This window comes from Ancylobacter vacuolatus, from assembly GCF_030813595.1.
GTDB lineage: Bacteria > Pseudomonadota > Alphaproteobacteria > Rhizobiales > Xanthobacteraceae > Ancylobacter > Ancylobacter vacuolatus.
The window spans coordinates 73,861-99,319 of the sequence record NZ_JAUSUH010000003.1; the positions used below are offsets into that span (position 1 = coordinate 73,861).

A 25,459-nucleotide genomic window follows, 5' to 3' on the forward strand; every position below is an offset into this window, starting at 1 on the left:
GGTGCGGTTCATGAAGTCCCGGGATCTTGCCTCCTACGTTTTCCTGGCGCTCGTCTGGGGGGCGTCCTTCGTGGTGATGGATCATAATATCCACGCCTTTGGCTGGGCCGGCTCGGTTACCTTCCGCTCCTTCATCGCGGGGGCAACGCTGCTGCTGGTTGCCCGCGCCATCGGCCGGCGGCTGGATTTTTCCTTCGGGATATTCCCGCTCTTTGTGCTCGGCGCCACCACGGTCGCACTGCAGCTTGGGCTGCTGGCCTATGGACTGCCGCATATCGGCACCGCCATGTCGGCGATCCTTATCGCCACCATCCCGCTGTTCGCCATGCTGATCGCGGCGCTGTGGCGGGTCGAGCCGATCCGGCTCGGCGGCCTGCTCGGCATTGTGCTCGGCGCCGCCGGAATCGTTCTGCTGGTGGGTTTTCCCGCCCAGCCGGTGACGTCTGATTTCCTGATCGGTTGCGCCGCGACGCTGGGCTCAACCCTCTCGGCGGCTTTCGGCAGCGTCTATGCCGGCCGGCGGCTGGCCGGGGCCGGCTCGTGGGAAATGACCATCGGCGCCTTCCTGTTCGGCGGTCTTCTCAGCCTGCCGCTCATCGCCTTCGTGCCGGTGCCGGGTGTACCGGCGCCGCTGGATATCGGCTCGCTGCTGATCGCCGGCGTGATCATGAGCGCCGTCACCTATGTGATCTTCTACCGGTTGATCGCCTCGATCGGCCCCACCCGGGCCATCAGCGTCGAGTTCGGCGCCACCGGCGTCGCCGTCACCATCGGCACGCTGCTGCTGGACGAGCCGCTGACGCTGCCGCAGATCGCCGGCGGCGTGGTCATCGGTGTGGGCTGCGCGCTGGTGCTCGGCGTCATCCGCATCGGCCGGGCCGAGGCGGTGGTCGAGCATCCCGGCGCGTGAGCGACCACTCTTCCCTTTAACCCGACAGCAGGGTCGAGCGGTTCAGCCGCCGCACGGCGAGGTCGACCCGGGCGGCGTCGCGATGGGTGCGGGCCACCGTCTCGCCGGTGAATTTGAGGTGCTCGTAAATCGCCTTCTCGGCCGCCTCCGGGTCGGCCGCCACCACCGCCTCGCCAATCGCCCTGTGCTGGCTCAGCAGCGCGTCGCGAAACTCGGCCTGGGCGAACAGGCTGGTGCGATTGAAGAAGATATCCCGCCGCAGCATCTCCGAAAACGCCCGCATCACGTGCAGGATGACCAGATTGTGCGAGGCAGCGTAGATCAGCCGGTGCAGCACGATATCGGCCTCGGCCTCGCGGGTGGCGTCCTGCGCCGCGTGGGCCGCCACCATCTCGCTGAGGCAGTCGCGGATCGCCTGTCGCTCCGGTGCCGTCGCCCGCACCGCCGCCAGCCCGGCGGCCAGACGCTCCACCGCCGTGCGGTATTCGAAATAATCCGCCGTCACCTGCTCGTTGGATTGCAGCAGCCCGGCGAGCGGGTCGGTCAGGCCGGCGAGAAACTCGGTGACGCGGGTGCCCTCGCGGCTGGTTGCCAGCAGGCCACGCTGTTCCAGCAGCGCGAGCGCGTCGCGCAGCGAGGGGCGAGAAACGTCGAGCCGCTCGGCGAGATCGCGCTCGCTGGCCAGTTTCTCGCCCGGGCGCAACACCCCCTCCAGGATCAGCCGCTCGATATGCTCGGCGATCGCCTCCGCCAGCTTCGGTGTGCGCAAGCGTTCCACGTCGGCCACTCCCCGTTTTCTTCTTCTGTCGTGCTCACGGCGTGAGACTACATCGCCGCCCGCGCGCGCGCACCCCGGCGGACCATTGACTTCCATGGTCAATAAATTTTACCACATAAGGCCAGCAGGGCGGCTCTGGCGGCGGCGAGGGCCGGTTTCCGTGGGTGCCGCCGGGCACATCATTGACGTCGGCCGGAGGAGGCGTATCAGCCTGCCCGGAAGAGAAGCCGGGGAGGAACGCCAATGGCCACCGTGACCAATATCCAGGATCTGCGCGCCATCGCCGAGCGCAAGGTGCCGCGCGCCATCTTCCATTATGCCGATCGCGGTTCCTATGACGAGACGACCCTCGCCGCCAACAAGGCCGACCTCGCCGCCCTGAAGCTGCGCCAGCGGGTGATGATCGACGTTTCCGACCGCTCCACCGCCACCACCATGATTGGCGAGAAGGTCGCGCTGCCGCTGGCCATCGCCCCCACCGGCCTCACCGGCCTGTTTCACGGCGACGGCGAAATCCATGGCTGCCGCGCCGCACAGGCCGCCGGCATTCCCTTCACCCTCTCCACCATGTCGATCTGCTCGATCGAGGACGTGGCCGGCGCGGTCGACAAGCCGTTCTGGTTCCAGCTCTATGTGATGCGCGACCGTGCCTTCTCGGCCTCGCTGATCGAGCGCGCCAAGGCGGCGAAGTGCTCGGCGCTGGTTCTGACGCTCGATCTGCAGATCCAGGGCCAGCGCCACAACGACATTAAGAACGGCCTTGCCGTGCCGCCCAGGCTCACCCTCGCCAACGCGCTCGACATCGCCACCAAGCCGCGCTGGATCGCCAGCGTCCTGATGGGCAAGCGTCATTCCTTCGGCAATCTCGCCGTGCGCAAGGAAAGCGACAGCCTGTCCACGCTCTCGCAGTGGATCGCCGGCCAGTTCGACCCGTCTTTGTCGTGGAAGGATGTGGAATGGGTGCGCTCGCTCTGGCCGGGCAAGCTCATCCTGAAGGGCATTCTCGATGTCGAGGATGCGAAGATCGCGGCGCAGATGGGGGCCGACGCCATCGTCGTCTCCAACCATGGCGGCCGCCAGCTCGACGGTGCCGTTTCTTCCATCTCCGCCTTGCCGAAGATCGTCGAAGCCATTGGCGGCGGCACAAGCGAGATCTGGTTCGACGGCGGCGTGCAGTCGGGCCAGGACATCCTCAAGGCCCGCGCGCTCGGCGCCAAAGGCTGCCTGATGGGCAAGGCCTTCCTGTGGGCGCTCGCGGCCGGCGGCCAGGCCGGCGTGGCGCAGGCGATCGAGATCATCCGCCGCGAGCTCGACGTCTCCATGGCCCTCACCGGCACGCGCGACATCGAGCAGGTCGATAGGAGCGTGCTGGCGCAGTGAGGAATGGGGGGCCGGGGCACGGGGCCCCCGCGGCAGGCATCGAAACTCCTGCCATGGACACGGACATCCCACCTACCCGCCCGCGCCGCCGAACGTCCTTACGCGGTGCTCCCGATGCGGCGCTCCGGTCCGGCGGCTAGACAGGACGGCATGACCGATCCCGTCCTGTTCGCCCTCGCGGTGCTGGCGCTGCTCGCCACCCCCGGCCCGACCAATACGCTGCTGGCGACCGCCGGGGCCTCCGGCGGGTTCCGGCGGTCGCTTCTGCTCGTGCCGGCCGAAGCGGCGGGGTATCTTCTCGCCATCTCGTTCATCTTCACTCTGCTCGGCCCGGCGGTCGCCGCCCTGCCGGCGCTCGGGCTGGCGTTGCGGGTGCTGGTCGGGGCCTATCTCCTCCATGTCGCGTGGAAGCTCTGGCGCGCCGCGCCCGGGCGCCTCGCGGCGGGCCTCGTCACCCCGGCGCGGGTGTTCCTGACGACCTTGTTCAACCCGAAGGCGCTGGTCTTCGCGCTGGGCATCGTGCCGCTGGGAGCGGAAGGGGGAGCGCTCTACCTCGCCGCCTTCGCCCTGCTCACCATGATGGTGGCGCTGGGCTGGATCGGGGTGGGCGCGCTGCTCGGCCAGGCGGCGCAGAGCAGCGGCCACGGCGCGCTGGTGCCGCGCATCGGTGCGGCGGCGGTGGGCGCCTTCGCGCTCATGCTGCTGGCGGCGCCGCTTTTGCGCTGAGAGTGGCGCGGGGCGCTACCCCTTCGCCGTCTTGCGCACCGCGCCGCGCGGCAGGCGCAGGGGCCAGCGCACCATGTGGTCGACATAGTCTTCCAGCGGCAGCTCGTCCTCCAGCGCCGCCACCTTGCCGCGCACCGAGACGCCTGCCGCGTGGACGGTTTCAACGTCGCCCGACACCAGCGGGTGCCACCAGTAGAGATCGCGTCCCTCCTCCACCAGCCGATAGCCGCAGGAGGGCGGCAGCCAGTCGAGCGCGCGCACCGTCTCCGGCGTCAGCCGCACGCAATCGGGCACCTGCTTCTGGCGGTCGGGATAGTTGCGGCAGCGGCAGTTGAAATCGTCCAGCAGCTGGCAGCCAATATCGGTATAGGCGATCGCGTCGGTGTCCTCGTCCTGCAGCTTGACGAGGCAGCAGCGGCCGCAGCCGTCGCACAGGCTCTCCCATTCGGCAGAGTCCATCTCTTCCAGCGTCTTGCTGCGCCAGAACGGCGCCGGCGCGAGGGTGTTCGAATCGTCGTGCATCGCTCTGCTGTTTCCGGCTCGCGCGTGTCGGCCGGCCCATGCGTCACAACATGGGTCCCGAACCGGCAATCACTCCTTAGCAATCACTCCTTAGATAGCGTTGCATCCTCGCCCTGGCGAGCCTTGATGCCGCCCTCGTCGCGCGGCAAGGGCTCAGCTATAAGGGCGGGGAGGACCCGGAAGGGACTTCCGCGCGCCGCTGGAGCACGGGCTTGAACGATACGCCGACCAACGATCCGCCGCAGGAGACGCCCCGGACAGCCGCCGGCGGCAAGGCTCCGCCGTCCGCTTTCCGGCGGCGCCTGCGCCATGTCCTGCTGGCCATTGATTCCTGGATCGACTCCTCGATCTATTCCGGCGGCGTCACCCTGCGCGCAGGGTGGGGCGGCTTTGTCGCCTTCACCGAGCGCTTCAATGTGCAGGGCCCGGCCCGGATCGCCGTCTCGCTCGCCTCCGAGGCCATGACCTGGGGGGCGGTGGGTGCCGTCCTCATGCTCGCGCTGGCCGTGCCGGCCTTCCAGGAAACCTCAGACGACTGGCTCAAGCGCGCCGAGCTCTCCGTCACTTTCCTTGATCGCTACGGCAACACGATCGGCGAGCGCGGCATCCGCCACAACGACACCGTGCCGCTGGAGGAATTCCCCGATCACCTCATCAAGGCCGTGCTGGCCACCGAGGACCGCCGCTTCTACGAGCATTTTGGCATCGACATTCCCGGCACCTTCCGCGCCGTGCTCTCCAATGCGCGGGCTGGCGGCGTGGTGCAGGGCGGCTCCTCCCTCACCCAGCAGCTGGCCAAGAACCTGTTCCTGTCGAACGAGCGCACGCTTGAGCGCAAGATCAAGGAAGCGTTCCTGGCGTTGTGGCTGGAGTTCCACCTCACCAAGAACCAGATCCTCAAGCTCTATCTGGACCGCGCCTATATGGGCGGCGGCGCCTTCGGCGTGGACGCGGCGTCGCAATATTATTTCGGCAAGTCGGCCCGCGAGGTAAACATGGCCGAGGCGGCGATGCTCGCCGGTCTGTTCAAGGCGCCATCGAAATTCGCACCCCATATCAACCTGCCGGCGGCGCGCGGGCGCGCCAGCGTGGTGCTCGACAATCTGGTCGATGCCGGCTTCATGACCGAGGGCCAGGTGTTCGGCGCCCGCCGCAACCCCGCCACCCCGGTGGATCGCAAGCAGGACGACCTGCCGGAATATTATCTCGACTACGCCTTCGACCAGGTGAAGCAGATCGTCGACGCTCTGCCCAAGACCTATGCGGAGCGCTCCTTCATCGTCCGCACCGCGCTTGACCCGAACATCCAGAAGGCGGCCGACACCGCCATCCGCGACAGCCTGCGCCAGTTCGGCAAGGACTATGGCGCGAAGCAGTCCGCCATGGTGGTGATGGAGCCGAACGGCTCGGTGCGCGCCATGGTCGGCGGGCGCGACTATGGCGAAAGCCAGTTCAACCGCGCCACCGACGCGCTGCGCCAGCCCGGCTCCTCGTTCAAGCCGTTCGTCTACACGGCGGCGCTGATGACCGGGAAGTACAAGCCGAGCACCATCGTCGTCGACGGGCCGATCTGCATCGGCAACTGGTGCCCGCAGAACTATGGCCGCTCCTATGCCGGCTCGATCACCTTGATCAACGCCCTCACCCGCTCGCTGAACACGGTGGCAGTCAAGCTGGCAGAGAATATCGGCCGCGGGCGCATCGTCGATCTCGCCCATGCCATGGGCCTGAAGACCGAGCTGAAGATCACCCGCGCCCTCCCCCTCGGTGCCGCCGAGGTGACGGTGGTGGACATGGCAACGGCCTATTCGGTGTTCGCCAGCGGCGGCTATTCGGTCGACCCGCACGCGGTGGTCGACATGCGGACGCCCAATGGCGAACCGGTGTGGAGCTTCGCCCAGAACGGGCCGAAGCCGAAGGAGCTGATCCCGCCCGACATCATCGCCATGATCAACCCGATGCTGAACAGCGTGGTGGAAAACGGCACCGGCCGGCGCGCCATGATCCCCGGCACCAAGGTCTCCGGCAAGACCGGCACCACCAATGCCTATCGCGACGCCTGGTTTGTCGGCTTCACCGGCAATTACGTGGGGGCCATCTGGTTCGGCAATGACGACTACCAGTCGACGCGCAAGATGACCGGCGGCTCACTGCCGGCGATGACCTGGCAGAAGGTGATGGCCTTCGCCCATCAGGGTATTGAGCTGAAGCCCACGCCGGGCCTTGGCAACCAGCCCGCGCCGGTGCTCGACGGCGCGGCGGCGCAGGCCTCGGCGCTGCAGATCGAAGGCATCCAGCGCCCGGTCACGCTCTCCCCGGCCTCGGCGGAACGTTTGATGGGCCTCTCAGTGCGCCTCAAGGAGGCGGCGTCCTCGCCCCCGCGCCGGCCCACCGCCGGCGTCGCCCCCGCGCCCGGCGCAAGCCTTGTGGGAAGCAACTGACCCACCGCGATTGACCTTCCCCCCGCGAGCGCCCATCCATGAGGCGCCCGCTCCACCGGATAGCTTCTGCACGTGCGCTCCCTGCTGTTCCTCCTGACCCTGGCCATCGGCGCCGCCCTCGGGCTCGGCCTTACCTGGATCACCATGGTGGACGGGTACGGCCCGGGGCTGGTGCGTTCCGGGCCGTGGGAGACCTGGCCGCGCGCCGGCACCGAGACGGCCGATCCCTATGCGCGCGCCGCGCTCGCCCGCGCTGGCGAATTGCCGCTGGAGCTGGCGGACGGCATCGCCTTCGTCGCGACGACCGATTCGGCCGGCCGCCCGCTCGATGGGCGCTGCGACATAACGGTCTCCGGCAGCCTGCCGCAGGCGCGGTACTGGACGCTTACCCTCACCGACGCCCAGAACCGGCTGATCGACAATGCCGCCGCCCGCACCGGCTTCACCAGCACCGAAGTCGTGTGGAACCGCGACAGCACGCTCGACGTGGCATTGGGCCCGCGCGCCCGCGCCGGCAACTGGCTGCCCACCGGCGCCCGCGACCGCATCGTCCTCACCTTCCGCCTCTACGATACGGCGGTCGGCCTCGCCAACCGCACCAGCGACGCCCCGGAGATGCCGCGCATCCTGACCGAGCATTGCCCGTGGGAGCGCAGCTCATGAGCCCGCGCCGATGAGCCGTTTCATCCTCCCCGCCCTCGCCGGCATCGTGCTCGGCCTCATCGTCCATCTGGCCGCCGTGCTGGTGCTGCCCTATCTCGCCGAGCAAGACGCCTATGCAAGGCTGGCGGCGGTGGCCGGGCCCAATGAGGTGGTGCCGATCGACGATCCCTCCGACGCGGGTGCGGTGCTGCCCGCCACCGACCCGGCCTTCATCTCGGCGGTGTGCCTGTATGATCTGGCCGCTGGCCCGCTCAAGGTGCGCGTTCCCACCACGGAGGACTACACTTCGGTGTCGTTCTACACCCGCCACGGCCTGCCCTTCTACGCCATCAACGACCGCTCCGCCGGGCGCTCCATCATCGAGCTGGATCTGATGAACGCCAAGCAACGCGCTGCGCTGCCGGAAGACGACGAAGTGACCGCGGCCGACCGGCTGATCGTCGAATCCCCCAGCGACGAGGGCATCGTGCTGATACGGGCGCTGGTGCGCGAGCGAAGCGCCCGCGACGAAGTGCGCGCGCGGATGCAGCTGGCGAACTGCGCTCCCGCCACCTGAGCCACAGCCAGCCCAGCGCTAGCGCGGATCGTGGACCACGACGGCCGCGGGCGCCAGCGTCGCCGCGCCGGGGCGCACATACTGCACCACAGGTAGAATGATCACCTTGGCCGAGCCTTCGGGGGGCACGCGCACGCCCACCGCCTCGCCCTGCGGTCGCAACGTCGGAAACGGCACTAAGGCACCCATCGCGCCCTCCCATGTCCCGCCAAACGGCAGTGGCCCAGTACGGGACAACCATGGTTAACGGCTTTCTAACGTTCGAGCGCTAGCTTGGTTTCGCGCCCCGCACCGGGGTGGCGCAATCCGCCAAATCGCGAGCTGTCCGCCTCCATGCCTTCCCTTTCCGGTTCCGGCCCCAACGACCCGCACGACACGGCGCGACGTTCCTATCAGGACACCCGCCCGGCGATGCTGCGGCTGCTGGTGCATGAATTCCTGCGGCAGCCGGTGCTCGGCGAGGCGGCGGAAGCCCGCTTCATCACCCTCGCCGTCCGGCTGATCGAGGGTGTCGATCCGGCGGTCGCGGCCCGCCATGTCCGCGAGCTGGCGGCGCACCCAGCGCTGCCGCGCGTGCTGGCGCGCCATCTCGCCGCCGGGCCGATGGCCCTGGCCGGGCCGATCCTGCGGCTTTCGCCGGTGCTCGACGAGAACGACCTGACGGAGCTGGCCGAACAGGCCGGCCCCGCCCACCTCGCCGCCATGGCTGCCCGCCGCGAGGTGACGCCGGCCCTCGCCAAGCGCCTGGCCGAGCTGACCCATCGCCGCAGCGCCGGTCCCGCCCCGGAAGCCTTTGTGGCGGAAGCCCTTGCAGCGGAAGTCCTTGCGGCAGAATCCGCCGCAGCCCAGCCACCTGCCGCCGCCAGCGTCGCCGTGCGCCCGGCCGATCTCCCCGCCGCACCGGCCGAGGCGTCGCCACCCGCCGGCACGGATTTCTTCCTCGCCGGGCCGGAGGAGCGCGCCAGCCTCATCGCCCGCCTTGTTACCCTGCCGCCGCTGCCGCTTTCCGAGCGTCCGGCGCCGCCGCCGGTGAGCTTCATCGACGCCCTGCTCGACGCCGCCAAAGCGAAGGGCACGGGCGAGCTCGCCGCGTTGATGGAGCGCGCGCTGGGGGTCACGCCCGAAAACGCCGCCCGCATCATCGCCGACGACACCGGCCAGTCGCTGGCGGTTGTCGCCCGCGCGCTGGGCCTGTCCTTCGCCATCCTCTCGCGCGTCCTGTTCCGCCTGCATCCGGTGGCCGGCCGCTCGGCCGGCGAAATGGCGCGGCTGGCGGAAATGTTCGACGAACTCCCCCTCGCTAGCGCCCAGCATCTGGTCGCCTCCTGGCGCGGCAGCCGACGCCCGTTGCGCGAGCGGGCGGAGGATGCCCCCTCCATGCGCAGCTTCAATGCGCCCTATGCGGCGCCGGCGGTTCCGGCGGCCTCGGAAGGGCGCCAGCGCAAGAGCTGAGCGACATCAGGATCAATCGCGCGCCAGATCGAGGAAGCAGCGCCCCGCGCGGTCCTCGATCTCGACCAGCCAGAGGTCGGAATCGTAGCGCGCCTCGCGCGCCATCCGCGCCTCGGCCTCGCTCTCGGGGGTGCCCGGCGGCACCAGCGGCGTGAACAGGCGCACGCCCTCCTCCTCGGGCGCCCCGTCCAGCGAGGGTAGCGCCGGGCCGTACAGCGCCGCCTTGCCGTCCTGCGTCGCCACGATCACGAAAACCGCCCCGGCCTCCTCCGCACCGCGCCGGCGCACGGCGGCGAAGGCACCGGCGCCATTGGCCCGGCGCAGCAGGGCGGAAACGAAGATCCCGCTTTTCAGCCGCATGTTGGCCTACCGAATGCTGAAGCCTGAGACGGCGGTGAGTTCGCGGATCACCCGCTCCGACATCTGCCCCGTCACCGGCAGGCGGCGGTCGCGCTCGAAGCGCTGGATCGCCTCCTCGGTCGCCGCACCGAAGACACCGTCGATGCGGATCGGGCCATAGCCAAGGCGCGCCAGCGCCTTCTGAATTTCCATCACGCGCGGCGAAACCGGCACGTCGCCCGGCGGCAGCAGCCCGGCGGGGGACGCGCCCGCCTTCTCCGCCATCGGCGCGGTCCCAGCCGCAGAGGGCGTGGCGGCGGCAGGGCGCGGCGCCACCGGCTTGGCAGGTGGCAGCGGTGTCGGCTGTTGCGTCGCCATGTCGGGCGCCGGCGCCTCCAGCGGCACCGCTGGCGCGGCCACCGAGGCAGCGGGCGGGGCGGCCGAGTTCACCGGCGGGGAGGCGCTGGCGGCGCGCGGCGTGTCGACCTGGCGGATGTCCGGCGGCGCCGAGAGCGTCGCGGCGCCGCGCCCGGTGGAACCGGGACGCCCCTGCTGCAGCGCCAGCGCGTTGAACAGAACGGCGGCGCTGGCACCGGCGGCAAGAACGAGCATGAACAGGTCCGAGCGCCGCCGGCCATGGCGGTAGGGGCGCCCCGCGACGCGCTCGCCATCGAGATCGATATCGTCCACCAGGAGATCGCTGGCATAGGAACGGGGCATGGAACCGTGTTCTGGAATCCGAATCGAGGGGCGCAGGCGGCAGGGCCCGGAGACAATGCCATGCGGGGTTTAAGCGAACCCTAAAAGCGGCCGTCGTGCTTAACATCGCCTTTCCGCGATCGGCTGATTTTGCGGGTTTTCGACACCGCTTGGGCAACCCGCAGCCTTTATCCTCCGCTATCAGGCTTCCGCGAGACGGCTCATGTTCTTTCTGCTGCGCATCGGTTTCTGGCTCACCCTCGTCTTCCTGCTGCTGCCGGCGGTGGTCGGCGGGCCGTCGTCGCACATCCCGGCCACGGGCACGGCGGCGGGCGAGCCGAAGGTCAGCGCCATGGACGCGCTCTCGGCGGCCACGGCGGCGGCGGCCGATGCGGGCGGCTTCTGTTCCCGCCAGCCGCAAGCCTGTGCGATCGGGGGCAGCCTTATCCAGCTGATCGGCGAGCGCGCCGAGGCCGGGGCGCGCTTCGCGCTCAGCTATCTCTCCGAGCAGATCGTGGAGGAGAAGCGCAAGGCGGCGGCCCGCGCCGACGGCTCGCGCGCCGGCGACACGCTGACCACCCATGATCTAAGCCCCGCCTGGCAAGGCCCGCGCCCGCCTGCGGGAGCCGCGTCGTCGGACATGACCGGCTCCACCGGCGCGGCACCCGCAGCGCCGGCGGCGATCCCGGCCGGCGTCCTTCCGTCCCAGCCAACCACGCCCGGCGCCGTGCCGCTGCCGCCGAAACGTCCCGCCTGAGGCGTCCGGGCGGGTCGCGCGCCATTGCGCTTGGCGCCCCCGCACTCCTATATGCGGGCCGAGAGGCGCCGATGACATCAAAGATTGACAGCATCATCGAGGACTTCGAACTCCTCGATAATTGGGACGATCGCTACCGCTACCTCATCGAATTGGGGAGGGCCTTGCCGCCCTTCCCGGAGGAGCGCCGCAGCGAGCAGTCCAAGGTTCAAGGCTGCGCCAGCCAGGTCTGGCTGGTGAGCGACGCCAGCACCGGCGAGGAAGGCCCGCGCCTCGCCTTTCACGGCGATTCCGACGCCCATATCGTGCGTGGTCTGGTCGCCATCCTGCTGGCGCTCTATTCGGACCGCCCGGCAAGCGACATCCTTTCGGCCGATCCCGGCGCCGTGTTCGCGCGCATCGGCCTCAAGGACCACCTCACCCCGCAGCGCTCGAACGGGCTGCGCTCGATGGTCGAGCGCATCCGCGCCGACGCGCGGGCGGCGCTGGAACCGGCGCCGCTCTAGAGAGCGCCCGGTCGGAGAGGATTCTAGCCGGCTTCCCCCGACCCGCCGCCAGTTCCCTCCGCCGCCTTCCAGGCCCGGGTGCGGGCGCGGGCCGGGCCGTGGGCCGCCTCGCTCAGCCCATAGTGGCGCGCCAGCCGGTCCAGCCCCAGCGCCAGCACCACCTTGGCGGTGCGGGCCGGCCAGAGCCGCTCCTGCTCCACCTGCTCCAGCCCCTTGAGGAAGCAGCACACATCCATCAGCAGGCCGGAGAACTCCGGCCCCGCCGCCTCCAGCGCCCGCGCCACACGCTGGCGGGCGGCGAGCATGGCCTCGGAGGCGTTGAGCCCCGCCGTGCCGCCGGCACGGTCCGCCCGCGTCACCGCGTCCCAGTTGGCGGTCAGGCGCGGGGCCATGCCGGCACGGGTGAAATCGGCCCGCAGCCGCTCGCCGGCAATGAGCTGGACCGGCGCGATAAAGCTTCGGCCATCACGCCCGCGCCGCCGCGCCAGCCAGCCGAGCGGGCTTTCCTCCAGATCGATGGCGACGGCACGGCGCACACCGTCGATCTCCACCTCGACATGGTCGATGCGGCGCTCAGCCATGCATCCCTCCCGCGCCGATTCCGTCCGCGCCGGCCGGGGGCGACAGGCGGCGCGCATCATCCTCCAGCGCCGCCACCCAGCGGTCCCAGCCGGCACTCTCGCGCCGCTCCTCGATCCGCCGGCAGGCATGGGCGACGGTGGAGCGGTGGCGGCCGAAGCCGGCGGCCACCCGGCTCATCGGCAGGCCGAGCCCGACATGGGCGAGATACATGGCAAGCGCGCGGGCGGAGGCGCAGCGCCGGTCGAGCCGCCTGGGATGCATCACGAGCGGCAAGGGAATAGCGGTGGCGTCGGCGGCCAACCGGGCGGCGATCAGGCACGGTTCGGCCACCGGCCGCGCCGGAGGGGACGGGGCGTGGGGATCAGGCATGGGACATCTCCGATAGAGGAATTAAAGCCTATTATCGGAATCGTCGCCTGACAAGAACAAAAACAGAACATCATCGCATTCACCGGAGGATGAGACGGAGCGCACCCAGTTCGCGCCAGGCCCGAGTCTAGGAATTTTATCCGACACCCACCTCCCCCCGCCGATACTGACCTCCGTTCAGCGAGGTTCCCCATGAAATGCCCTTCACCTGAAAACCGCCGCCTAGGTCGCATTCGCGCGGCCCGCAGCGAGGAGCGCGACGACATCATTGCCGGCCGCACGGCGGCGCTGCGGCCCTTTCTCGGGCGCCAGCCGGAAGGCCAGAGCACGACCTTGCGGCGCCTGCTGCGGGCCGAGCGCCGAGCCGCCGGCTCCGGCATGGGGTATGACGCGGCGCGCCATGCCGCGTTGCGCCGGCTGCTGGCCGAGGCGGAGGCAGCGCCCCTGCCGGGCAAGGCCCCAGCTTAACGAAAAAGGCCGCCACCCGGGGTGACGGCCTTTCCAATCGGATCAGGAGCAGCGCTGTCAGCGCTGCTGTTCAGCCCGCAGCTGGGGAACGGCGGCGCTGCTGGCCGAGGCCCATCTCCTTCGCCAGCGCCGAGCGCGCGGCGGCATAGTTGGGCGCCACCATGGGATAGTCCGCCGGCAGGCCCCACTTCTCGCGATACGCCTCGGGGGTGAGGTTGTACTGCGTGCGCAGGTGGCGCTTCAGCGACTTGAACCTCTTGCCGTCTTCGAGACACACGATGTAATCGGGCATCACCGACTTCTTCGGCGGAACGGCCGGCTTCAGCGGCTCCACCACCACCTCGACCTCGCCCTTGTCGACCCGCTGCAATGCGCCATGCACATCTGCAAGGAGGGTGACTAGTTCATTGGCCGAGACCGCATTATTGCTCACATACGCCGAGACGATATCGGCGGCGAGTTCGATATAGCTGTCGGCGTCGTTGATATCGCTCATGGCCCATTCTTCAATTCATTTTGCAAAAGTCTCATGCAACGCCGAAGCGCGCCCTGCGCGCCGCCATTGTACGTCCAAATACGTCACGTCCAAACGTATTCGCCACACCGACGGCCACTAAGCCACAGATAGACTTGAACAGGAGAGATAACAAGATTTTTCGAGTGCCATTGGTCGCAATGATGTGTGCAACGCGGTGAAGCCGTGAAACTGTCGCCTGCCCGCCGCAAGCTCAATTTAATCGAAAGCCTGTGGCGGCGCGACGACGCGCCGGCGATCCGCCGGGCAAAACTTCCTGAAGGACGACAACACTTGCCGCTGCCCTCAGGGGCCATTATCTCAGCGGAAAACCTGAAGGATTTTCCCATGGACCAGATCTCCCGCCGCCCCCGCGTGGTGAAGTCCGACGCACAGTGGCGCGCCCAGCTCACCCCCGAGCAATACCATGTGACCCGTGGCCACGGCACTGAATGCGCCTTCAGCGGCCCGCATCTCTCCCAGAAGGAGCCCGGCATCTACCACTGCGTGTGTTGCGAGGCGCCGCTGTTCCGCTCCAACGCCAAGTTCGAATCGGGCACGGGTTGGCCAAGCTTCTTCCAGCCGGTGGATGCCGAGGCGGTCAGCGAGTATCACGACCATTCCTACGGCATGCATCGGGTCGAGGTGCGCTGCGCCACCTGCGACGCCCATCTTGGCCATGTGTTCCCTGATGGCCCGCCGCCCACGCGCCAGCGCTTCTGCATCAACGGCGTCGCCCTCGCCTTCCAGGCCGATGCGCCCAAAGGCGAGGAAGAGTCCGCGTGACCGACACCACCACCGCCGACAGCCTCGCCCCCGCCCATCCGCCGCTGATTCGCAGCTTTCACGGCCAGACGCTGGTGGACCCCCACGCCTGGCTGCGTGCCGATAATTGGCGCGAGGTGATGCGCGATCCCGCCCTGCTGGCGCCCGATATCCGCGCCTGGCTGGAGGCCGAGAACGCCGCCGCCGAGGCATGGCTGGCCCCGCACGCCGCCTTGCGCACCCAGCTGGTCAAGGAGATGCGCGGGCGCATCAAGGAGGATGATTCGTCCGTGCCCTCCACGGATGGCCCCTTCGCCTATTTCACCCGCTTCCGCGAGGGCGGGCAGCACCCGCTGATCTGCCGCCGCCCGGCCGGTGCCATTGCCGGCGAAACCGTGCTTCTCGACGGCGACGCGCTGGCGGAAGGGAAGGCCTATTTCCAGTTCGGCGACGCCCAGCAATCCCCCGACCATCGCCTCTTCGCCTGGACGACGGATGAGGCCGGCTCGGAATATTACACGCTGCGCATCCGCGACATCGAGGCCGGCACCGACCTTCCCGATCTGGTCACGGAAACCACCGGCGACGTGTTGTGGAGCGCTGATGGCGCTTACCTGTTCTATATCCGCCGCGACGCCGAGCACCGCCCGAGCTTTGTCTACCGCCACCGGCTGGGCGCTGATCCGGCGCAGGACGTGCTGGTCTATGAGGAGCCGGACAAGGGCTTCTTCGTCTCGCTCGGCCGCACCCAGTCCCGCCGCTTCGGCCTCATCTCCTGCGGCGACCACGACACCAGCGAGGTCTGGCTCCTCGACCTCGACGCCCCGCTCAAAGCCCCGGTACGGGTGGAGCCGCGCGAGGCCGGCCTGCGCTACGGCGTCGAGCATCATCCCGCGCTGGACGGGGTCGAGAGCCTGATCATCGAGACCAATGCCGACGGGGCCGAGGACTTCAAGATCGTCACCGCGCCGCTGGCGACGCCCGGGCGCGCCCATTGGCGCGATCTGGTGCCGCACAAGCCCGGCCGCCTGCTCCTGTCGGCAACCGTGCTGCGGGGGCATCTGGTGCGACTGGAGCGCGAGGACGGGCTGCCGCGCCTCGTGGTGCGGACGCTGGCGGACGGCACGGAGCATGCCGTCGCCTTCGCCGAGGAGGCCTATTCGCTCGGCTTCGATCCCGGCCATGGCTTCGACAAGACCGAGATCCGCTTCACCTATTCCTCCATGACGACCCCGTCCGAGGTGTGGGACTATGACGTCGCCAGCCGCGCCCGGACGCTGCGCAAGCGCCAGGAAGTGCCCTCCGGCCACGACCCGAAGCGCTATGTCACCCGCCGCCTGATGGCCCCCGCGGCGGATGGCGAGCTTGTGCCGGTGTCGCTGCTCTTCGCCGCCGACACTGCGCTCGACGGCAGCGCGCCCTGCCTGCTCTATGGCTATGGCGCCTATGGCATGTCCATGCCGGCGGGCTTTTCCACCGGGCGCCTGTCGCTGGTGGATCGCGGCTTCGTTTTCGCCATCGCCCATATTCGCGGCGGCACGGAAAAGGGCTGGCGCTGGTACCGCGAGGGCAAGCTCGCCCGCAAGACCAACACGTTCAGCGACTTCATCGCCGCCGGCGAGCACCTTGTCGCCGAGAAGATCGTCGCGCCCGACCGCATCATCGCCCATGGCGGCTCGGCTGGCGGCATGCTGATGGGCGCGGTGGCCAATATGCGCCCGGGGCTGTTCGCCGGGATCGTGGCGGAAGTGCCCTTTGTCGACGTGCTCAACACCATGCTCGACGACACGCTCCCTCTCACCCCGCCGGAATGGCCGGAATGGGGCAATCCGATCACGGATGCCGAGGCCTTCGCCACCATCCGGGCCTACTCGCCCTACGACAATGTGGCGGCGCAGGACTATCCCGCCCTGTTCGCTTTGGCCGGCCTCACCGATCCGCGCGTCACCTATTGGGAGCCGGCGAAATGGGTGGCGAAGCTGCGCGCGCTGAAGACCGATAAACGCCCGCTGCTGCTGCGCACCAATATGGAGGCGGGCCATGGCGGTGCCTCGGGCCGGTTCGACCGGCTGGAGGAAACCGCGATGATCTTCGCCTTCGCGCTCGCCACGGCGGGGCGCTGACGCTCTTCGGCCCACGGACATCCACAACATGAAAAAGGGCGCCCGAGGGCGCCCTTTGCAGATCTACCGACCGACGGCACCTCAATCGCGGGCGGCGGCGCCCGCGACATGGTCGCGCAGTTCCTGCAGCGAGGCGAAGCGCAACACACCGTCCGGCAGGTCTGCCTCGATCGAGCCATCGGAATAGAGCGTGTAGCTCATGCCGCCAATGGTGCCGGACTTGAGCACGGTGACGGAAGGCGTCTCCGGCGCCGGCGCGGGCTCGTCGACCAGCAGGTCCGCCTCGCGCAGGAAGGCGGGCGGCGCCTCATCCGGCTCGGGCAGGAAGGGCTCGTGCGGATGCGGCCCCTCGACCTCCTCGGCGGCGGGGGAGGCGGAAGGCGCAGGGGCGATAGCGGGTGCGGGCCGCTCCACCGGCAGGCCCGCGCCCGCGGCTGGACGCAGGAAGCCCGGCGGATCGCGGCGCAGAGGTTCGGTGCGTGCAGGCTCGTTTCTCACAGGCTCGGAGCGCGGAGGCTCTGGCCGGAACGGCTCGGACCGCGCGGGTTCGACCCGCAGCGGCTCGGGGCGCTCAGCGTCGGGGCGCACAGGCTCGTGGCGGGGAGGCTCGGGGCGCAGGGGTTCGTGGCGCAGGGGTTCGTGGCGTTGAGGCTCGGGCCGAACCGTCTCCGCGCGGAGGGGCTCGGAACGGAGAGGTTCGGTGCGCACCGGCTCCGCCCGTGTGCTCTCCCGGCGCGCCGCCTCGGCAAGGGGGGAACGGAAGGGCGGCAGGGGCTCGTATTCAGGCTCGAATTCAGGCTCGGGCGCGAACTCCCGCTCCGGCTCGAACGCCGCTTCGCCCGCGCTCGGAGGCTCGGCGGCACGCTTTCGGCCGAACCAGGCCGGCGGCGCGCGCTCCTCCTCGACCAGGGGCAGTTCCTGCGGCGCGCGTGCCGGGGGTGCGTCCTCGAAGGCCGAGGTCACCGGGGCGAGGGCTACGCCCGCAACGGCGTCCGTGGCCGCCTCCATCCGCCCGGCAGGGTGCTCGTCCTCGAAAGGCTCGACATGCACCGCCCCTTCCAGCTTCTCGGCGATGTCGCCCAAGACCCGCAGAATGAAGCCGAGGGCGACCATCAGAAGACCGCCGACAAAAGCGGTACTGCCGACCATCATCAGGCCCGCGCCGGAAGTCGTCTCCGCGGAACCGAACCCAATTACGCCGAAGACGATGCCGAGCGCGGCCAGAGCCGCGCCGATTCCGATGACTACTGCACCCATGAAGAAACTCCGCCGGACCGATTCGCCGTCGGTCCTTCTTGTACGAGACTTTACGTCCAGTACAGCTTTAGCGAAAGCGGGCAGGTCGATTGTCGCACCACCCCGCCGCCCCCCGCGGCGGTGGGGAAGAATTCGGCCGCGCGCGACGCTTTTGGTTGTCGCCCGCGCCGTCGCGCCCTATCTAATCGGTGCCGATCTTTCATGGTGCCCGCGCACCCGCGAGGGGCGCCAACGCGGCGCGGCCGGATTTCATTTCTGCGGAGACAGATTCCATGTCCTTCACGCTTCCCGAGCTTCCCTACTCCCACGACGCCCTCGCCCCCTTCATGTCGCGCGAGACGCTCGAATATCACCACGACAAGCACCACCTCGCCTATGTGAACAACGGCAACAATCTGCTGAAGGGCACGGAGTGGGAAGGCCAGTCGCTGGAAGAGATCGTCAAGGGCTCCTTCGGCAAGAATGCCGGCCTGTTCAACAATGCCGGCCAGCACTTCAACCACCTCCACTTCTGGAACTGGATGAAGCCGAATGGCGGCGGCGCCATTCCTAGCGAGCTTGAGAAGAAGATCATCGAGGACCTCGGCTCGGTCGAGAAGATGAAGGAAGACTTCATCCAGGCCGGCGTGACCCAGTTCGGCTCGGGCTGGAACTGGCTGGCGGTCAAGGACGGCAAGATCGTCGTCATGAAGACCCCCAATGGCGAGAGCCCGCTGGTTCACGGCGCCAGCCCGATCCTCGGCTGCGACGTGTGGGAACACTCCTACTACATCGACTACCGCAACCGCCGCCCCGACTACCTCAAGGCGTTCGTCGAGAACCTGGTGAACTGGGACTACGTCGCCGAGCTGTATTCCAAGGCCGTCTGAGCGGTCTTCGCGCGAAAACCGGGCGCCGTCGCGGGTCGACGGCGCCCTTTTTCATGGGCATCGCGCCCCTATTGCCCGAACGGCACCTCGGTGCGCGGGCCCGCCGGGCGCGCCTTGGGCGGCCAGCCCTTGACGCAATAGTCGTTCCAGAAATTGAGCTGCCAGGCCGAACGCCACTGATACAGCCAGTTGTCGCATTCGGCCTTGCTGCGGAAGCACCCGTCAGCGGTGCGCCCCTCGATGAAGTCAAAGTTCCACGGCGACTGGCGACGGCCGGTGAAATGGCCGTACCAGAGCTGCCCCGCCGGGATCGAAGCCGCCATCTTGCGACAGTCGCCGCCGGGAAAGGTCCCGGTGAATTCATAGGCCTCGGCCGCGCCGCCGGCCGCCCCCAGCATGAGCCCGGCGAAGACCGCCGCCGACGCAATCGCTTTCCCGCGCATGGCACTTCCCTCCACGGCCGGCGAAAGGTCGCGGCCGGCACCTCGTCAATGTATGCGCCGGCGAGGCGAGGGAAAGGGGCCCCCTACAGCCAGCGGATCATCCGCAGCCACGCCACCAGCCCGACGCCGAGCCCGGCGGCGAGGATCGTCACCGCCCAGAAGCCGTTCGGGTCCTGCGAGCCGGGAATGCCTTCCACATTCATGCCCATCAGGCCGGTAATCAGCGTCAGCGGGGCGAAGATCACCGTCACCGCCGCCAGCACCAGCATGGAGCGGTTCATCTGCTCGGCGCGCCGTTCCACCATCTGGTCATAGATGACGGCAGCACGGTCGCGCACCGAATCCAGTTCCTCGGCGAAGCGCGTCACCCGGTCCGCGGCCTCGCGCAGCCGGTTGCGATCGCGCGGCGAGAGCCATTCGGCGTCTTCGAGCGAAAAATGGTTAAGCGCCTCGCGCTGCGGGGCGATATAGCGGCGCAGGATGATGGCGACGCGCCGCACCTCGGACACTTTGGGGCTGAGATTGGACAGGGTGGCGCTCAGCACCTGCTCCTCCAGCTCGTCCGCCTGTTCGGCCAGCGCGGTGATCACCGTATCCATGCGGTCGACCAGACGCATCGAGAGATCGGCGACGAACTCGCCGGGTGTGCGCGGCGCCCGCCCGCGCTGGATCGCGTCCTCGAAGTCGCCCACCGCCGACAACGCCTTCCGGCGCACCGACACGATGCGGTGCGGCTCCACCCAGAAGCGGATGGAGTGCATCTCGTCCGGCAGCGAATAGGGCATCAAATTGATACCGCGCAGATTGAGGAAGGCGCCATTGTCGAACAGCGCGCAGCGCGGGCGCGTCTCCGCCGCCACCATCGATTCAAGGATCGAATGGTCGATGCCGCTGTGATCGGTCAGCCAGGAGCTGCGATTATAGCGATGGTCGAGCTGCTGAAGATTGATCCACTGGAAGCGCTCCCCGGCCGGCACGCCCTGCCCGATCTCCTCCCAGCCGATCCGCCGCGCTCCGCCATTGCCGTCGAACGACCAGGCGGAAACGAGACCTTCTTTATCGTGATCGGGCAAAGCCTGGCTCCTGCGTTTCGCGAATGAATGGCAGATGAACGCCCCCGATGGAATGCGTTCAGTTTGATGAACCTTTTGCAACAGCAGGTTCAGATTGGGTTCGGTAGCAGGCGGCTAGGGTGGCGCTCATCAAAGGCCACACCGGCCCGCGAGCGACAAGCAGCGTCCATCCGAGGATTTCGCCATGATCGGCTTCACCAAGACCAGCAAGCTCGTCGCGCTCGCTCTCGCGGGCGCTACCCTCCTCGCCGCAGTTCCCGCCGCCGCCGATGGCTGGCGTGGCCCGGGCTGGCGCGGCCATGGTGGCGGCGGCCCCGGCTGGGGGCGTCCCGGCTACGGCCCGGGCTGGCGTGGTCCCGGCTGGGGCGGCCCCGGCTATTACTACGGCCCGCGTCGCAACAATAACGGCGCCGCCGTCGCCGCCGGCATCATTGGCGGCCTCGCCGTTGGTGCGATCGCGGCCGGCGCCGCCAATAACTACTATCGCCCGAGCTGCTGGACGGAAACGCGCACGCTCTACAACAGCTGGGGCCAGCCCTATTACCGCGATGTCGAGGTATGCCGCTGAACGGCGCCCTCTCCTTCCCAAGGCGCGACGGACGAGCGGGCGGCGGAGCGATCCGCCGCCCTTCGTGCGTCGGTCCGCCCTCTCGCACATGCCCCCTCGCGTGTCAGTCGCTCGCCGGCTGCGGCTCCACCTTGACGATGCCGCTGCGGTCGAGCCCGGCCAGCGCCGCCGTCACCGCCACCCCGCCGACAGTGAGGTCGGGCGCCAGTTCGCTCAGCGGAATTAGCGCGAAGGCCCGCTCCATCATGCGCGGATGCGGGATTTCGAGGTCCGGCTCGGCTACTACCTCGTCGCCATAGAGCAATATGTCGATGTCGATGGTGCGCGGCCCGAAGCGCACCTCGCGGCTGCGGTCGCGGCCAAACGCGTGCTCGACGCCGAGCAGCATGTGCAGCAGTTCGCGCGCCGAGAGTTCGGTTTCCACCGCCACCACCATGTTGAGATAGGGCCCCTGCGGCACCGGCCCCCAGGGCGGGGTCTCGTAGAGCGAGGAACGGGCGATGATCTTCAGCCCCGTGCGGGCGATCAGCCCCACCGCCTTCGCCATGGTGCCAGCGCGGTCGCCTAGATTGGAGCCGAGGCAGAGATAGGCCACGGCTTTCTCGACCTTGCGCGGCCGGCGAACGAAGAACTCATGAGGCAGCTTAGGAGGCATGGAGGATCGCCTCCGTCACCCGCGCCGCCTGCACATGGGCGGCCACGTCATGCACGCGGATGATGGCGCAGCCGGCCATGATGCCGAGAACATTGGAGGCGATGGTCCCCGGCAGCCGCTCGGCCGGCGTGGTCTCGATCACCTTGCCGATCAGCGATTTGCGCGAGGTGCCGAGCAGGATCGGGAAGCCGAGCCGCGCAAACGTCTCCAGAGAGGCGAGCGCCTTGAGGTTCTGCTCGAAGGTCTTGCCGAAGCCGATGCCGGGATCGAGGGCGATACGCTCGGGCCGGATGCCGGCGCGCGCCGCCCGCTCCAGCGCCTGCTCGAAAAACCCGAGGATGTCGGCGACGATGTCGACGGCGGGGTCGACATTCGCCCGGTTATGCATCGCTACGACGCCGGCGTCATAGGCGGCGGCGACCCGCGCCATCTCCGGGTCGCCCATCAGCCCCCATATGTCGTTGACGATGCAGGCGCCGGCCTTCAGCGCCGCCTCGGCCACCACCGCCTTCTGAGTGTCGACGGAAAGCGGTACCGGCAGCCCGGCCAGAGCCTCGACCGCCGGCAGCACGCGGCGCAGCTCTTCCTCCGCCGGCACCGGCGTGTGGCCCGGGCGGGTGGACTCACCGCCAATGTCGAGAATATCCGCCCCCTCCGCCACCAGCCGGTGGGCATTGGCCAGCGCGTCGTCGAGCATGGCGCTGCGCCCGCCATCGGAGAAGGAATCCGGCGTCACATTGAGAATGCCCATCACCAGCGTGCGGCCGGCATAGTCCAGCCGGCGGCCGCACGCGTCGAAAATGCGCTCTGTGGGCGGGAGGAGAGAGGCCATCATGTTCCCGGCGTTGCTGTCTCGCCTCCCAAATCGCCCGCCGCGCGGCGGAACGCAAGCGCCAGCCGCCAACTCGCCCTCCTCCCCGCTTGCCGAACCGCCCCCGCCTGCGCTCTAAAGGAGGCGACGCGAGCGTGCTCAGGAGACGGCCATGTCCGGTGACACCGACGGCAGGATTTTCGTCGGGCGAAGCCCATCGAGCGAGGGCGGCGCGGCGACGGGCAAGGCGGAATATCTCGCGCTGAAGCTCGCCAACCGCCACGGCCTCGCCACCGGCGCCACCGGCACCGGCAAGACGGTGACGCTGCAGACGCTGGCGGAAGGCTTTTCCCGCGCCGGCGTCCCGGTCTTCGCAGCCGATATCAAGGGCGATCTCTCCGGCGTCGCCATGCCCGGCGAGGGGCAGGACTGGATCGTCAAACGCTGCGCCGAAATCGGCATCGACTATGTGCCGGACGAATTCCCGGTGATCTTCTGGGACCTGTTCGGCGAGCAGGGCCACCCGGTGCGCGCCACCGTCTCGGAGATGGGCCCGCTGCTGCTGGCGCGGCTGATGGACCTCAACGACGTGCAGGAAGGCGTGCTCAACGTCGTCTTCCGCATCGCCGACGAGCAGGGCCTGCTGCTGCTCGACCTGAAGGACCTGCGCGCCATGCTCGCCTTCGTGGCGGAGAATGCGGGCAAGCTCACCACCACCTATGGCAATGTCTCGCCCGCGACCGTCGGCGCCATCCAGCGGGCGCTGCTGGTGCTGGAGAATCAGGGCGCCGACAAATTCTTCGGCGAGCCGGCGCTGAAAATCACCGACCTCATGCGGGTCGAGCCGCGTTCGGGCTACGGCACCATCTCGCTGCTGGCCGCCGACAGGCTGATGGGCTCGCCCCGGCTCTATGCCTCCTTCCTGCTGTGGCTGCTGTCGGAGCTGTTCGAGGAGCTTCCCGAGATCGGCGACCCGGACAAGCCGAAGATCGTGTTCTTCTTCGACGAGGCGCATCTTCTGTTCGACGACGCGCCCAAGGCGCTGCTGCAGAAAATCGAGCAGGTGGTGCGGCTCATCCGCTCCAAGGGCGTCGGCGTCTATTTCGTCACCCAGAACCCGCTCGATGTGCCCGACAGCGTGCTTTCCCAGCTCGGCAACCGGGTGCAGCACGCGCTGCGCGCCTTTACCCCGCGCGACCAGAAGGCGGTGAAGGCGGCGGCCGACACCTTCCGCCCCAACCCGAGGCTGAACACGGCGCAGGTCATCACCGAGCTTGGCAAGGGCGAGGCGCTGGTCTCCATGCTGGAGGGCAATGGCACGCCCTCCATGGTCGAGCGCACCCTCATCGCCCCGCCCGCCGCCCGCGTCGGGCCGATCACCCCGGAACTGCGCCAGGTCGCGCTCGCCCAAAGCCCGGTGCGCCACGCCTATGACGAAACGCTGGACCGCGAATCCGCCTATGAGATCCTCGCCAAGCGCGCGGAAGAGGCCACCGCGCCCGAGGCCGCGCCCGCGCCGGCCGAGGCCGAACCGCAAAGCGGCGGCTGGCTGTCCGACGCGCTGGGCGGTCTGTTCCGGCGTGGACCGCGCGGCGGCATGAGCATGGGCGAGCGCATGGTCAACCAGGTGACGCGGCAGGTCACCAATGAGGTGACAAAGGCCATTCTACGCAACGTGCTGGGCGGCGCGCGCCGACGGTAGAATTCGACGACGTCATCCCGGCCGAAGCGAAGCGCAGAGCCGGGATCGCCCACCGCATTCGCATTTACGATCCCGGATGCGGCCTGTGGCCGCTCCGGGATGACGGCAATCAGGTAACGGGACACAACTTCATGGCCGCTCTCTCCAGCACAGACCTCGACCGCGTGCTCGCGGCCGTCGACGCCGATCTCGACGCCTCCCTCGCGCGTCTGTTCGCCTTTCTCCGCATCCCCTCCATCTCCACCGATCGCGCCTATGCCGCCGAGTGCCGCCGCGCCGGCCAGTGGCTGGCGGACGACCTCGCCACGCTCGGCCTCACCGCGAAGCTGAACGACACGCCCGGCCACCCCATCGTCACCGGCACCTCGTCCGGGGGCGCGGCGCGTCGGGTGATGTTCTACGGCCATTACGACGTGCAGCCGGTCGATCCGCTTGACCTGTGGGACAGCCCGCCCTTCGAGCCGCGCATTGTCGAAAATGCGGAGGGCGTGAAGCGGATCGTCGCCCGCGGCTCCTCCGACGACAAGGGCCAGGTGATGACCTTTGTCGAGGCCTGCCGCGCCTATATCCGCACCATCGGCAGCCTGCCCGTGGAGGTCGCGATCGTCGTCGAAGGCGAGGAGGAGAGCGGCTCGGCCCATATCGGCCCGTTCCTTGAGGCTCATAAGGATGAGCTGCAGGCCGATCTGGCGCTGGTCTGCGACACCGGCATGTGGGACGCGCAGACCCCGGCCATCATCCTCTCGCTGCGCGGGCTGATGCATGACGAGTTCATCGTGCGCGCCGCCGATCGCGACCTGCATTCCGGCTATTATGGTGGCGCTGCCGCCAACCCGCTGCATGTGATCTCGAAGATCATTGGCGACGTGCACGGGCCGGATGGGCGGATCACCATTCCCGGCTTCTATGACGGCGTGGTCGAGCCCTCCGAGCACATGCGTGAGTCCTGGTCCAAGCTCGACCTGACGACGGCGAACTTCCTCGGCCCGATCGGCCTCTCCCATCCCATCGGCGAGAAGGACCGGCTGCTGATCGAGATGGTGTCGACCCGCCCGACCTTCGAGGTCAACGGCATGTGGGGCGGCTATACCGGCGAGGGTGCCAAGACCGTCATCCCCTCGATCGCCACCGCCAAGATCACCTGCCGCCTCGTGGCGGACCAGGACCCCGCCCATGTGCGCGATTGCGTACGCGCCTATATCCGCTCGAAGCTGCCGCCCGACTGCACCGTCGAATTCCTCAGCGGCGAGGGCAACCCCGCTGTCGCTGTCGCCCATGACAACCCGCTGCTGGCCAAGGCCGCGAGCGCGCTCGGCGACGAATGGGGCGCGCCCGCCGTCACCTATGGCGAGGGCGGCTCCATCCCCGTGGTCGGCCAGTTCAAGAAGGTGCTGGGGCAGGACACGCTGCTGGTCGGCTTCGCGCTCGACGATGACCGCATCCACTCGCCGAACGAGAAATACGACCTCACCTCCTTCCACAAGGGCATTCGCAGCTGGGTCCGCATCCTGGCGGCGCTGGCGGAGTAGCG

29 protein-coding genes are annotated in these 25,459 nt (G+C 68.8%); 16 read left to right on the forward strand and 13 right to left on the reverse strand.

All coding sequences use genetic code 11. The features are described from left to right. Positions 1-10: 10 nt before the first annotated feature. On the forward strand, positions 11-910 hold the full coding sequence (locus J2S76_RS08165) for a DMT family transporter (RefSeq protein WP_307059307.1): 900 nt from the start codon (positions 11-13) through the stop codon (positions 908-910). A 16-nt stretch (positions 911-926) separates the two neighbouring features. Here J2S76_RS08165 and J2S76_RS08170 read toward each other — a convergent pair whose 3' ends face one another. After that, entirely contained in the window at positions 927-1,688 is a 762-nt protein-coding gene (locus J2S76_RS08170) for an FCD domain-containing protein (protein ID WP_307059309.1), read from the reverse strand. A 243-nt stretch (positions 1,689-1,931) separates the two neighbouring features. Between J2S76_RS08170 and J2S76_RS08175 the strand changes: the two genes are divergently transcribed. Further along, positions 1,932-3,068 carry an alpha-hydroxy acid oxidase gene (locus J2S76_RS08175; protein ID WP_307059311.1) on the forward strand — a complete coding sequence of 379 codons (1,137 nt, stop codon included), beginning with the start codon at positions 1,932-1,934 and terminating at the stop codon, positions 3,066-3,068. A gap of 150 nt (positions 3,069-3,218) precedes the next feature. Further along, on the forward strand, positions 3,219-3,794 hold the full coding sequence (locus J2S76_RS08180) for a LysE family translocator (protein ID WP_307059313.1): 576 nt from the start codon (positions 3,219-3,221) through the stop codon (positions 3,792-3,794). Between the two features lie 15 nt (positions 3,795-3,809). Here J2S76_RS08180 and J2S76_RS08185 read toward each other — a convergent pair whose 3' ends face one another. Continuing rightward, positions 3,810-4,316 (reverse strand): YcgN family cysteine cluster protein, encoded by a 507-nt coding sequence (locus J2S76_RS08185; RefSeq protein WP_307059315.1) that lies wholly within the window; start codon positions 4,314-4,316, stop codon positions 3,810-3,812. Positions 4,317-4,528: 212 nt separating this feature from the next. Here J2S76_RS08185 and J2S76_RS08190 point away from each other — a divergent pair, with 212 nt between their 5' ends. From J2S76_RS08190 to J2S76_RS08200, 3 genes are all read left to right on the forward strand, one after another. Next, a complete protein-coding gene (locus J2S76_RS08190; RefSeq protein WP_370874714.1) occupies positions 4,529-6,757 on the forward strand; it encodes a transglycosylase domain-containing protein in 2,229 nt (742 codons plus the stop codon). A 72-nt stretch (positions 6,758-6,829) separates the two neighbouring features. Further along, entirely contained in the window at positions 6,830-7,420 is a 591-nt protein-coding gene (locus J2S76_RS08195) for a DUF1214 domain-containing protein (protein ID WP_307059318.1), read from the forward strand. Between the two features lie 10 nt (positions 7,421-7,430). Then, positions 7,431-7,976 (forward strand): DUF1254 domain-containing protein, encoded by a 546-nt coding sequence (locus J2S76_RS08200; protein WP_307059319.1) that lies wholly within the window; start codon positions 7,431-7,433, stop codon positions 7,974-7,976. A gap of 18 nt (positions 7,977-7,994) precedes the next feature. On the opposite strand, the gene J2S76_RS08205 is transcribed toward J2S76_RS08200, so the two are convergent. Next, entirely contained in the window at positions 7,995-8,165 is a 171-nt protein-coding gene (locus tag J2S76_RS08205) for a hypothetical protein (RefSeq protein WP_307059321.1), read from the reverse strand. Positions 8,166-8,309: 144 nt separating this feature from the next. Here J2S76_RS08205 and J2S76_RS08210 point away from each other — a divergent pair, with 144 nt between their 5' ends. Continuing rightward, positions 8,310-9,428, forward strand: a complete 1,119-nt coding sequence (locus J2S76_RS08210; protein WP_307059323.1) for a DUF2336 domain-containing protein — start codon at positions 8,310-8,312, stop codon at positions 9,426-9,428. 12 nt (positions 9,429-9,440) lie between these two features. On the opposite strand, the gene J2S76_RS08215 is transcribed toward J2S76_RS08210, so the two are convergent. Both J2S76_RS08215 and J2S76_RS08220 read right to left on the reverse strand, forming a co-directional pair. After that, positions 9,441-9,788 carry a DUF1491 family protein gene (locus J2S76_RS08215; protein ID WP_307059325.1) on the reverse strand — a complete coding sequence of 116 codons (348 nt, stop codon included), beginning with the start codon at positions 9,786-9,788 and terminating at the stop codon, positions 9,441-9,443. Positions 9,789-9,794: 6 nt separating this feature from the next. Next, on the reverse strand, positions 9,795-10,487 hold the full coding sequence (locus tag J2S76_RS08220; protein ID WP_307059327.1) for a peptidoglycan-binding protein: 693 nt from the start codon (positions 10,485-10,487) through the stop codon (positions 9,795-9,797). A 202-nt stretch (positions 10,488-10,689) separates the two neighbouring features. Between J2S76_RS08220 and J2S76_RS08225 the strand changes: the two genes are divergently transcribed. Next, complete coding sequence (locus tag J2S76_RS08225; protein ID WP_307059329.1) at positions 10,690-11,223, forward strand: DUF5330 domain-containing protein; 534 nt, start codon at positions 10,690-10,692, stop codon at positions 11,221-11,223. 71 nt (positions 11,224-11,294) lie between these two features. After that, complete coding sequence (locus J2S76_RS08230; protein ID WP_307059331.1) at positions 11,295-11,729, forward strand: SufE family protein; 435 nt, start codon at positions 11,295-11,297, stop codon at positions 11,727-11,729. 23 nt (positions 11,730-11,752) lie between these two features. Here J2S76_RS08230 and J2S76_RS08235 read toward each other — a convergent pair whose 3' ends face one another. Both J2S76_RS08235 and J2S76_RS08240 read right to left on the reverse strand, forming a co-directional pair. Beyond that, positions 11,753-12,310: a DUF6456 domain-containing protein gene (locus J2S76_RS08235; protein ID WP_307059334.1), complete on the reverse strand. Its 558-nt coding sequence runs from the start codon at positions 12,308-12,310 to the stop codon at positions 11,753-11,755. Further along, on the reverse strand, positions 12,303-12,680 hold the full coding sequence (locus tag J2S76_RS08240; RefSeq protein ID WP_307059335.1) for a helix-turn-helix domain-containing protein: 378 nt from the start codon (positions 12,678-12,680) through the stop codon (positions 12,303-12,305). Before J2S76_RS08240 ends, J2S76_RS08235 begins: the two co-directional genes overlap by 8 nt. A 192-nt stretch (positions 12,681-12,872) precedes the next feature. Here J2S76_RS08240 and J2S76_RS08245 point away from each other — a divergent pair, with 192 nt between their 5' ends. Further along, on the forward strand, positions 12,873-13,148 hold the full coding sequence (locus tag J2S76_RS08245; RefSeq protein WP_307059338.1) for a hypothetical protein: 276 nt from the start codon (positions 12,873-12,875) through the stop codon (positions 13,146-13,148). 70 nt (positions 13,149-13,218) lie between these two features. Here the strand turns inward: J2S76_RS08245 and J2S76_RS08250 are convergent, their stop codons facing one another. Next, positions 13,219-13,644, reverse strand: coding sequence for a Ros/MucR family transcriptional regulator (locus tag J2S76_RS08250; RefSeq protein ID WP_307059340.1), 426 nt, complete (start codon positions 13,642-13,644; stop codon positions 13,219-13,221). A gap of 366 nt (positions 13,645-14,010) precedes the next feature. Between J2S76_RS08250 and msrB the strand changes: the two genes are divergently transcribed. Both msrB and J2S76_RS08260 read left to right on the forward strand, forming a co-directional pair. After that, on the forward strand, positions 14,011-14,448 hold the full coding sequence (gene msrB / locus J2S76_RS08255; RefSeq protein ID WP_307059341.1) for a peptide-methionine (R)-S-oxide reductase MsrB: 438 nt from the start codon (positions 14,011-14,013) through the stop codon (positions 14,446-14,448). Then, positions 14,445-16,550, forward strand: coding sequence for a S9 family peptidase (locus J2S76_RS08260; RefSeq protein WP_307059344.1), 2,106 nt, complete (start codon positions 14,445-14,447; stop codon positions 16,548-16,550). The genes msrB and J2S76_RS08260 overlap by 4 nt, the downstream gene beginning before the upstream one ends. Before the next feature lie 81 nt (positions 16,551-16,631). On the opposite strand, the gene J2S76_RS08265 is transcribed toward J2S76_RS08260, so the two are convergent. Further along, positions 16,632-17,807: a hypothetical protein gene (locus tag J2S76_RS08265; RefSeq protein WP_307059346.1), complete on the reverse strand. Its 1,176-nt coding sequence runs from the start codon at positions 17,805-17,807 to the stop codon at positions 16,632-16,634. Positions 17,808-18,079: 272 nt separating this feature from the next. Here J2S76_RS08265 and J2S76_RS08270 point away from each other — a divergent pair, with 272 nt between their 5' ends. Then, a complete protein-coding gene (locus J2S76_RS08270) occupies positions 18,080-18,676 on the forward strand; it encodes a superoxide dismutase (protein WP_307059348.1) in 597 nt (198 codons plus the stop codon). A 68-nt stretch (positions 18,677-18,744) separates the two neighbouring features. Here J2S76_RS08270 and J2S76_RS08275 read toward each other — a convergent pair whose 3' ends face one another. Beyond that, positions 18,745-19,119 (reverse strand): hypothetical protein, encoded by a 375-nt coding sequence (locus J2S76_RS08275; RefSeq protein ID WP_307059350.1) that lies wholly within the window; start codon positions 19,117-19,119, stop codon positions 18,745-18,747. Between the two features lie 83 nt (positions 19,120-19,202). After that, the gene (locus J2S76_RS08280) at positions 19,203-20,192 is read right to left on the reverse strand and encodes a zinc transporter ZntB (RefSeq protein ID WP_307059353.1); all 990 of its coding nucleotides are present in this window, start codon (positions 20,190-20,192) and stop codon (positions 19,203-19,205) included. Positions 20,193-20,376: 184 nt separating this feature from the next. On the opposite strand from J2S76_RS08280, the gene J2S76_RS08285 reads away from it, so the two are divergent. Continuing rightward, positions 20,377-20,760 (forward strand): hypothetical protein, encoded by a 384-nt coding sequence (locus tag J2S76_RS08285; RefSeq protein ID WP_018389833.1) that lies wholly within the window; start codon positions 20,377-20,379, stop codon positions 20,758-20,760. A gap of 103 nt (positions 20,761-20,863) precedes the next feature. Here J2S76_RS08285 and folK read toward each other — a convergent pair whose 3' ends face one another. Both folK and folP read right to left on the reverse strand, forming a co-directional pair. Further along, positions 20,864-21,415 (reverse strand): 2-amino-4-hydroxy-6-hydroxymethyldihydropteridine diphosphokinase, encoded by a 552-nt coding sequence (gene folK, locus J2S76_RS08290; RefSeq protein ID WP_307059356.1) that lies wholly within the window; start codon positions 21,413-21,415, stop codon positions 20,864-20,866. Beyond that, on the reverse strand, positions 21,405-22,247 hold the full coding sequence (gene folP / locus J2S76_RS08295; protein WP_307059358.1) for a dihydropteroate synthase: 843 nt from the start codon (positions 22,245-22,247) through the stop codon (positions 21,405-21,407). Before folP ends, folK begins: the two co-directional genes overlap by 11 nt. A gap of 151 nt (positions 22,248-22,398) precedes the next feature. Between folP and J2S76_RS08300 the strand changes: the two genes are divergently transcribed. Both J2S76_RS08300 and J2S76_RS08305 read left to right on the forward strand, forming a co-directional pair. Then, positions 22,399-23,928 carry a helicase HerA-like domain-containing protein gene (locus J2S76_RS08300; protein WP_307059359.1) on the forward strand — a complete coding sequence of 510 codons (1,530 nt, stop codon included), beginning with the start codon at positions 22,399-22,401 and terminating at the stop codon, positions 23,926-23,928. 131 nt (positions 23,929-24,059) lie between these two features. Beyond that, on the forward strand, positions 24,060-25,457 hold the full coding sequence (locus tag J2S76_RS08305) for a M20/M25/M40 family metallo-hydrolase (protein WP_307059361.1): 1,398 nt from the start codon (positions 24,060-24,062) through the stop codon (positions 25,455-25,457). The last annotated feature ends 2 nt before the right edge of the window (positions 25,458-25,459 follow it).

Coding starts and splice junctions, on each gene's coding strand:
- J2S76_RS08165 (WP_307059307.1), top strand. CDS start 11: ATGAAGTCCCGGGATCTTGCCTCCTACGTTTTCCTGGCGCTCGTCTGG.
- J2S76_RS08175 (WP_307059311.1), top strand. CDS start 1,932: ATGGCCACCGTGACCAATATCCAGGATCTGCGCGCCATCGCCGAGCGC.
- J2S76_RS08180 (WP_307059313.1), top strand. CDS start 3,219: ATGACCGATCCCGTCCTGTTCGCCCTCGCGGTGCTGGCGCTGCTCGCC.
- J2S76_RS08185 (WP_307059315.1), bottom strand. CDS start 4,316: ATGCACGACGATTCGAACACCCTCGCGCCGGCGCCGTTCTGGCGCAGC.
- J2S76_RS08200 (WP_307059319.1), top strand. CDS start 7,431: ATGAGCCGTTTCATCCTCCCCGCCCTCGCCGGCATCGTGCTCGGCCTC.
- J2S76_RS08205 (WP_307059321.1), bottom strand. CDS start 8,165: ATGGGTGCCTTAGTGCCGTTTCCGACGTTGCGACCGCAGGGCGAGGCG.
- J2S76_RS08210 (WP_307059323.1), top strand. CDS start 8,310: ATGCCTTCCCTTTCCGGTTCCGGCCCCAACGACCCGCACGACACGGCG.
- J2S76_RS08215 (WP_307059325.1), bottom strand. CDS start 9,788: ATGCGGCTGAAAAGCGGGATCTTCGTTTCCGCCCTGCTGCGCCGGGCC.
- J2S76_RS08220 (WP_307059327.1), bottom strand. CDS start 10,487: ATGCCCCGTTCCTATGCCAGCGATCTCCTGGTGGACGATATCGATCTC.
- J2S76_RS08225 (WP_307059329.1), top strand. CDS start 10,690: ATGTTCTTTCTGCTGCGCATCGGTTTCTGGCTCACCCTCGTCTTCCTG.
- J2S76_RS08230 (WP_307059331.1), top strand. CDS start 11,295: ATGACATCAAAGATTGACAGCATCATCGAGGACTTCGAACTCCTCGAT.
- J2S76_RS08235 (WP_307059334.1), bottom strand. CDS start 12,310: ATGGCTGAGCGCCGCATCGACCATGTCGAGGTGGAGATCGACGGTGTG.
- J2S76_RS08240 (WP_307059335.1), bottom strand. CDS start 12,680: ATGCCTGATCCCCACGCCCCGTCCCCTCCGGCGCGGCCGGTGGCCGAA.
- J2S76_RS08245 (WP_307059338.1), top strand. CDS start 12,873: ATGAAATGCCCTTCACCTGAAAACCGCCGCCTAGGTCGCATTCGCGCG.
- J2S76_RS08250 (WP_307059340.1), bottom strand. CDS start 13,644: ATGAGCGATATCAACGACGCCGACAGCTATATCGAACTCGCCGCCGAT.
- msrB (WP_307059341.1), top strand. CDS start 14,011: ATGGACCAGATCTCCCGCCGCCCCCGCGTGGTGAAGTCCGACGCACAG.
- J2S76_RS08265 (WP_307059346.1), bottom strand. CDS start 17,807: ATGGGTGCAGTAGTCATCGGAATCGGCGCGGCTCTGGCCGCGCTCGGC.
- J2S76_RS08270 (WP_307059348.1), top strand. CDS start 18,080: ATGTCCTTCACGCTTCCCGAGCTTCCCTACTCCCACGACGCCCTCGCC.
- J2S76_RS08275 (WP_307059350.1), bottom strand. CDS start 19,119: ATGCGCGGGAAAGCGATTGCGTCGGCGGCGGTCTTCGCCGGGCTCATG.
- J2S76_RS08285 (WP_018389833.1), top strand. CDS start 20,377: ATGATCGGCTTCACCAAGACCAGCAAGCTCGTCGCGCTCGCTCTCGCG.
- folK (WP_307059356.1), bottom strand. CDS start 21,415: ATGCCTCCTAAGCTGCCTCATGAGTTCTTCGTTCGCCGGCCGCGCAAG.
- folP (WP_307059358.1), bottom strand. CDS start 22,247: ATGGCCTCTCTCCTCCCGCCCACAGAGCGCATTTTCGACGCGTGCGGC.
- J2S76_RS08300 (WP_307059359.1), top strand. CDS start 22,399: ATGTCCGGTGACACCGACGGCAGGATTTTCGTCGGGCGAAGCCCATCG.
- J2S76_RS08305 (WP_307059361.1), top strand. CDS start 24,060: ATGGCCGCTCTCTCCAGCACAGACCTCGACCGCGTGCTCGCGGCCGTC.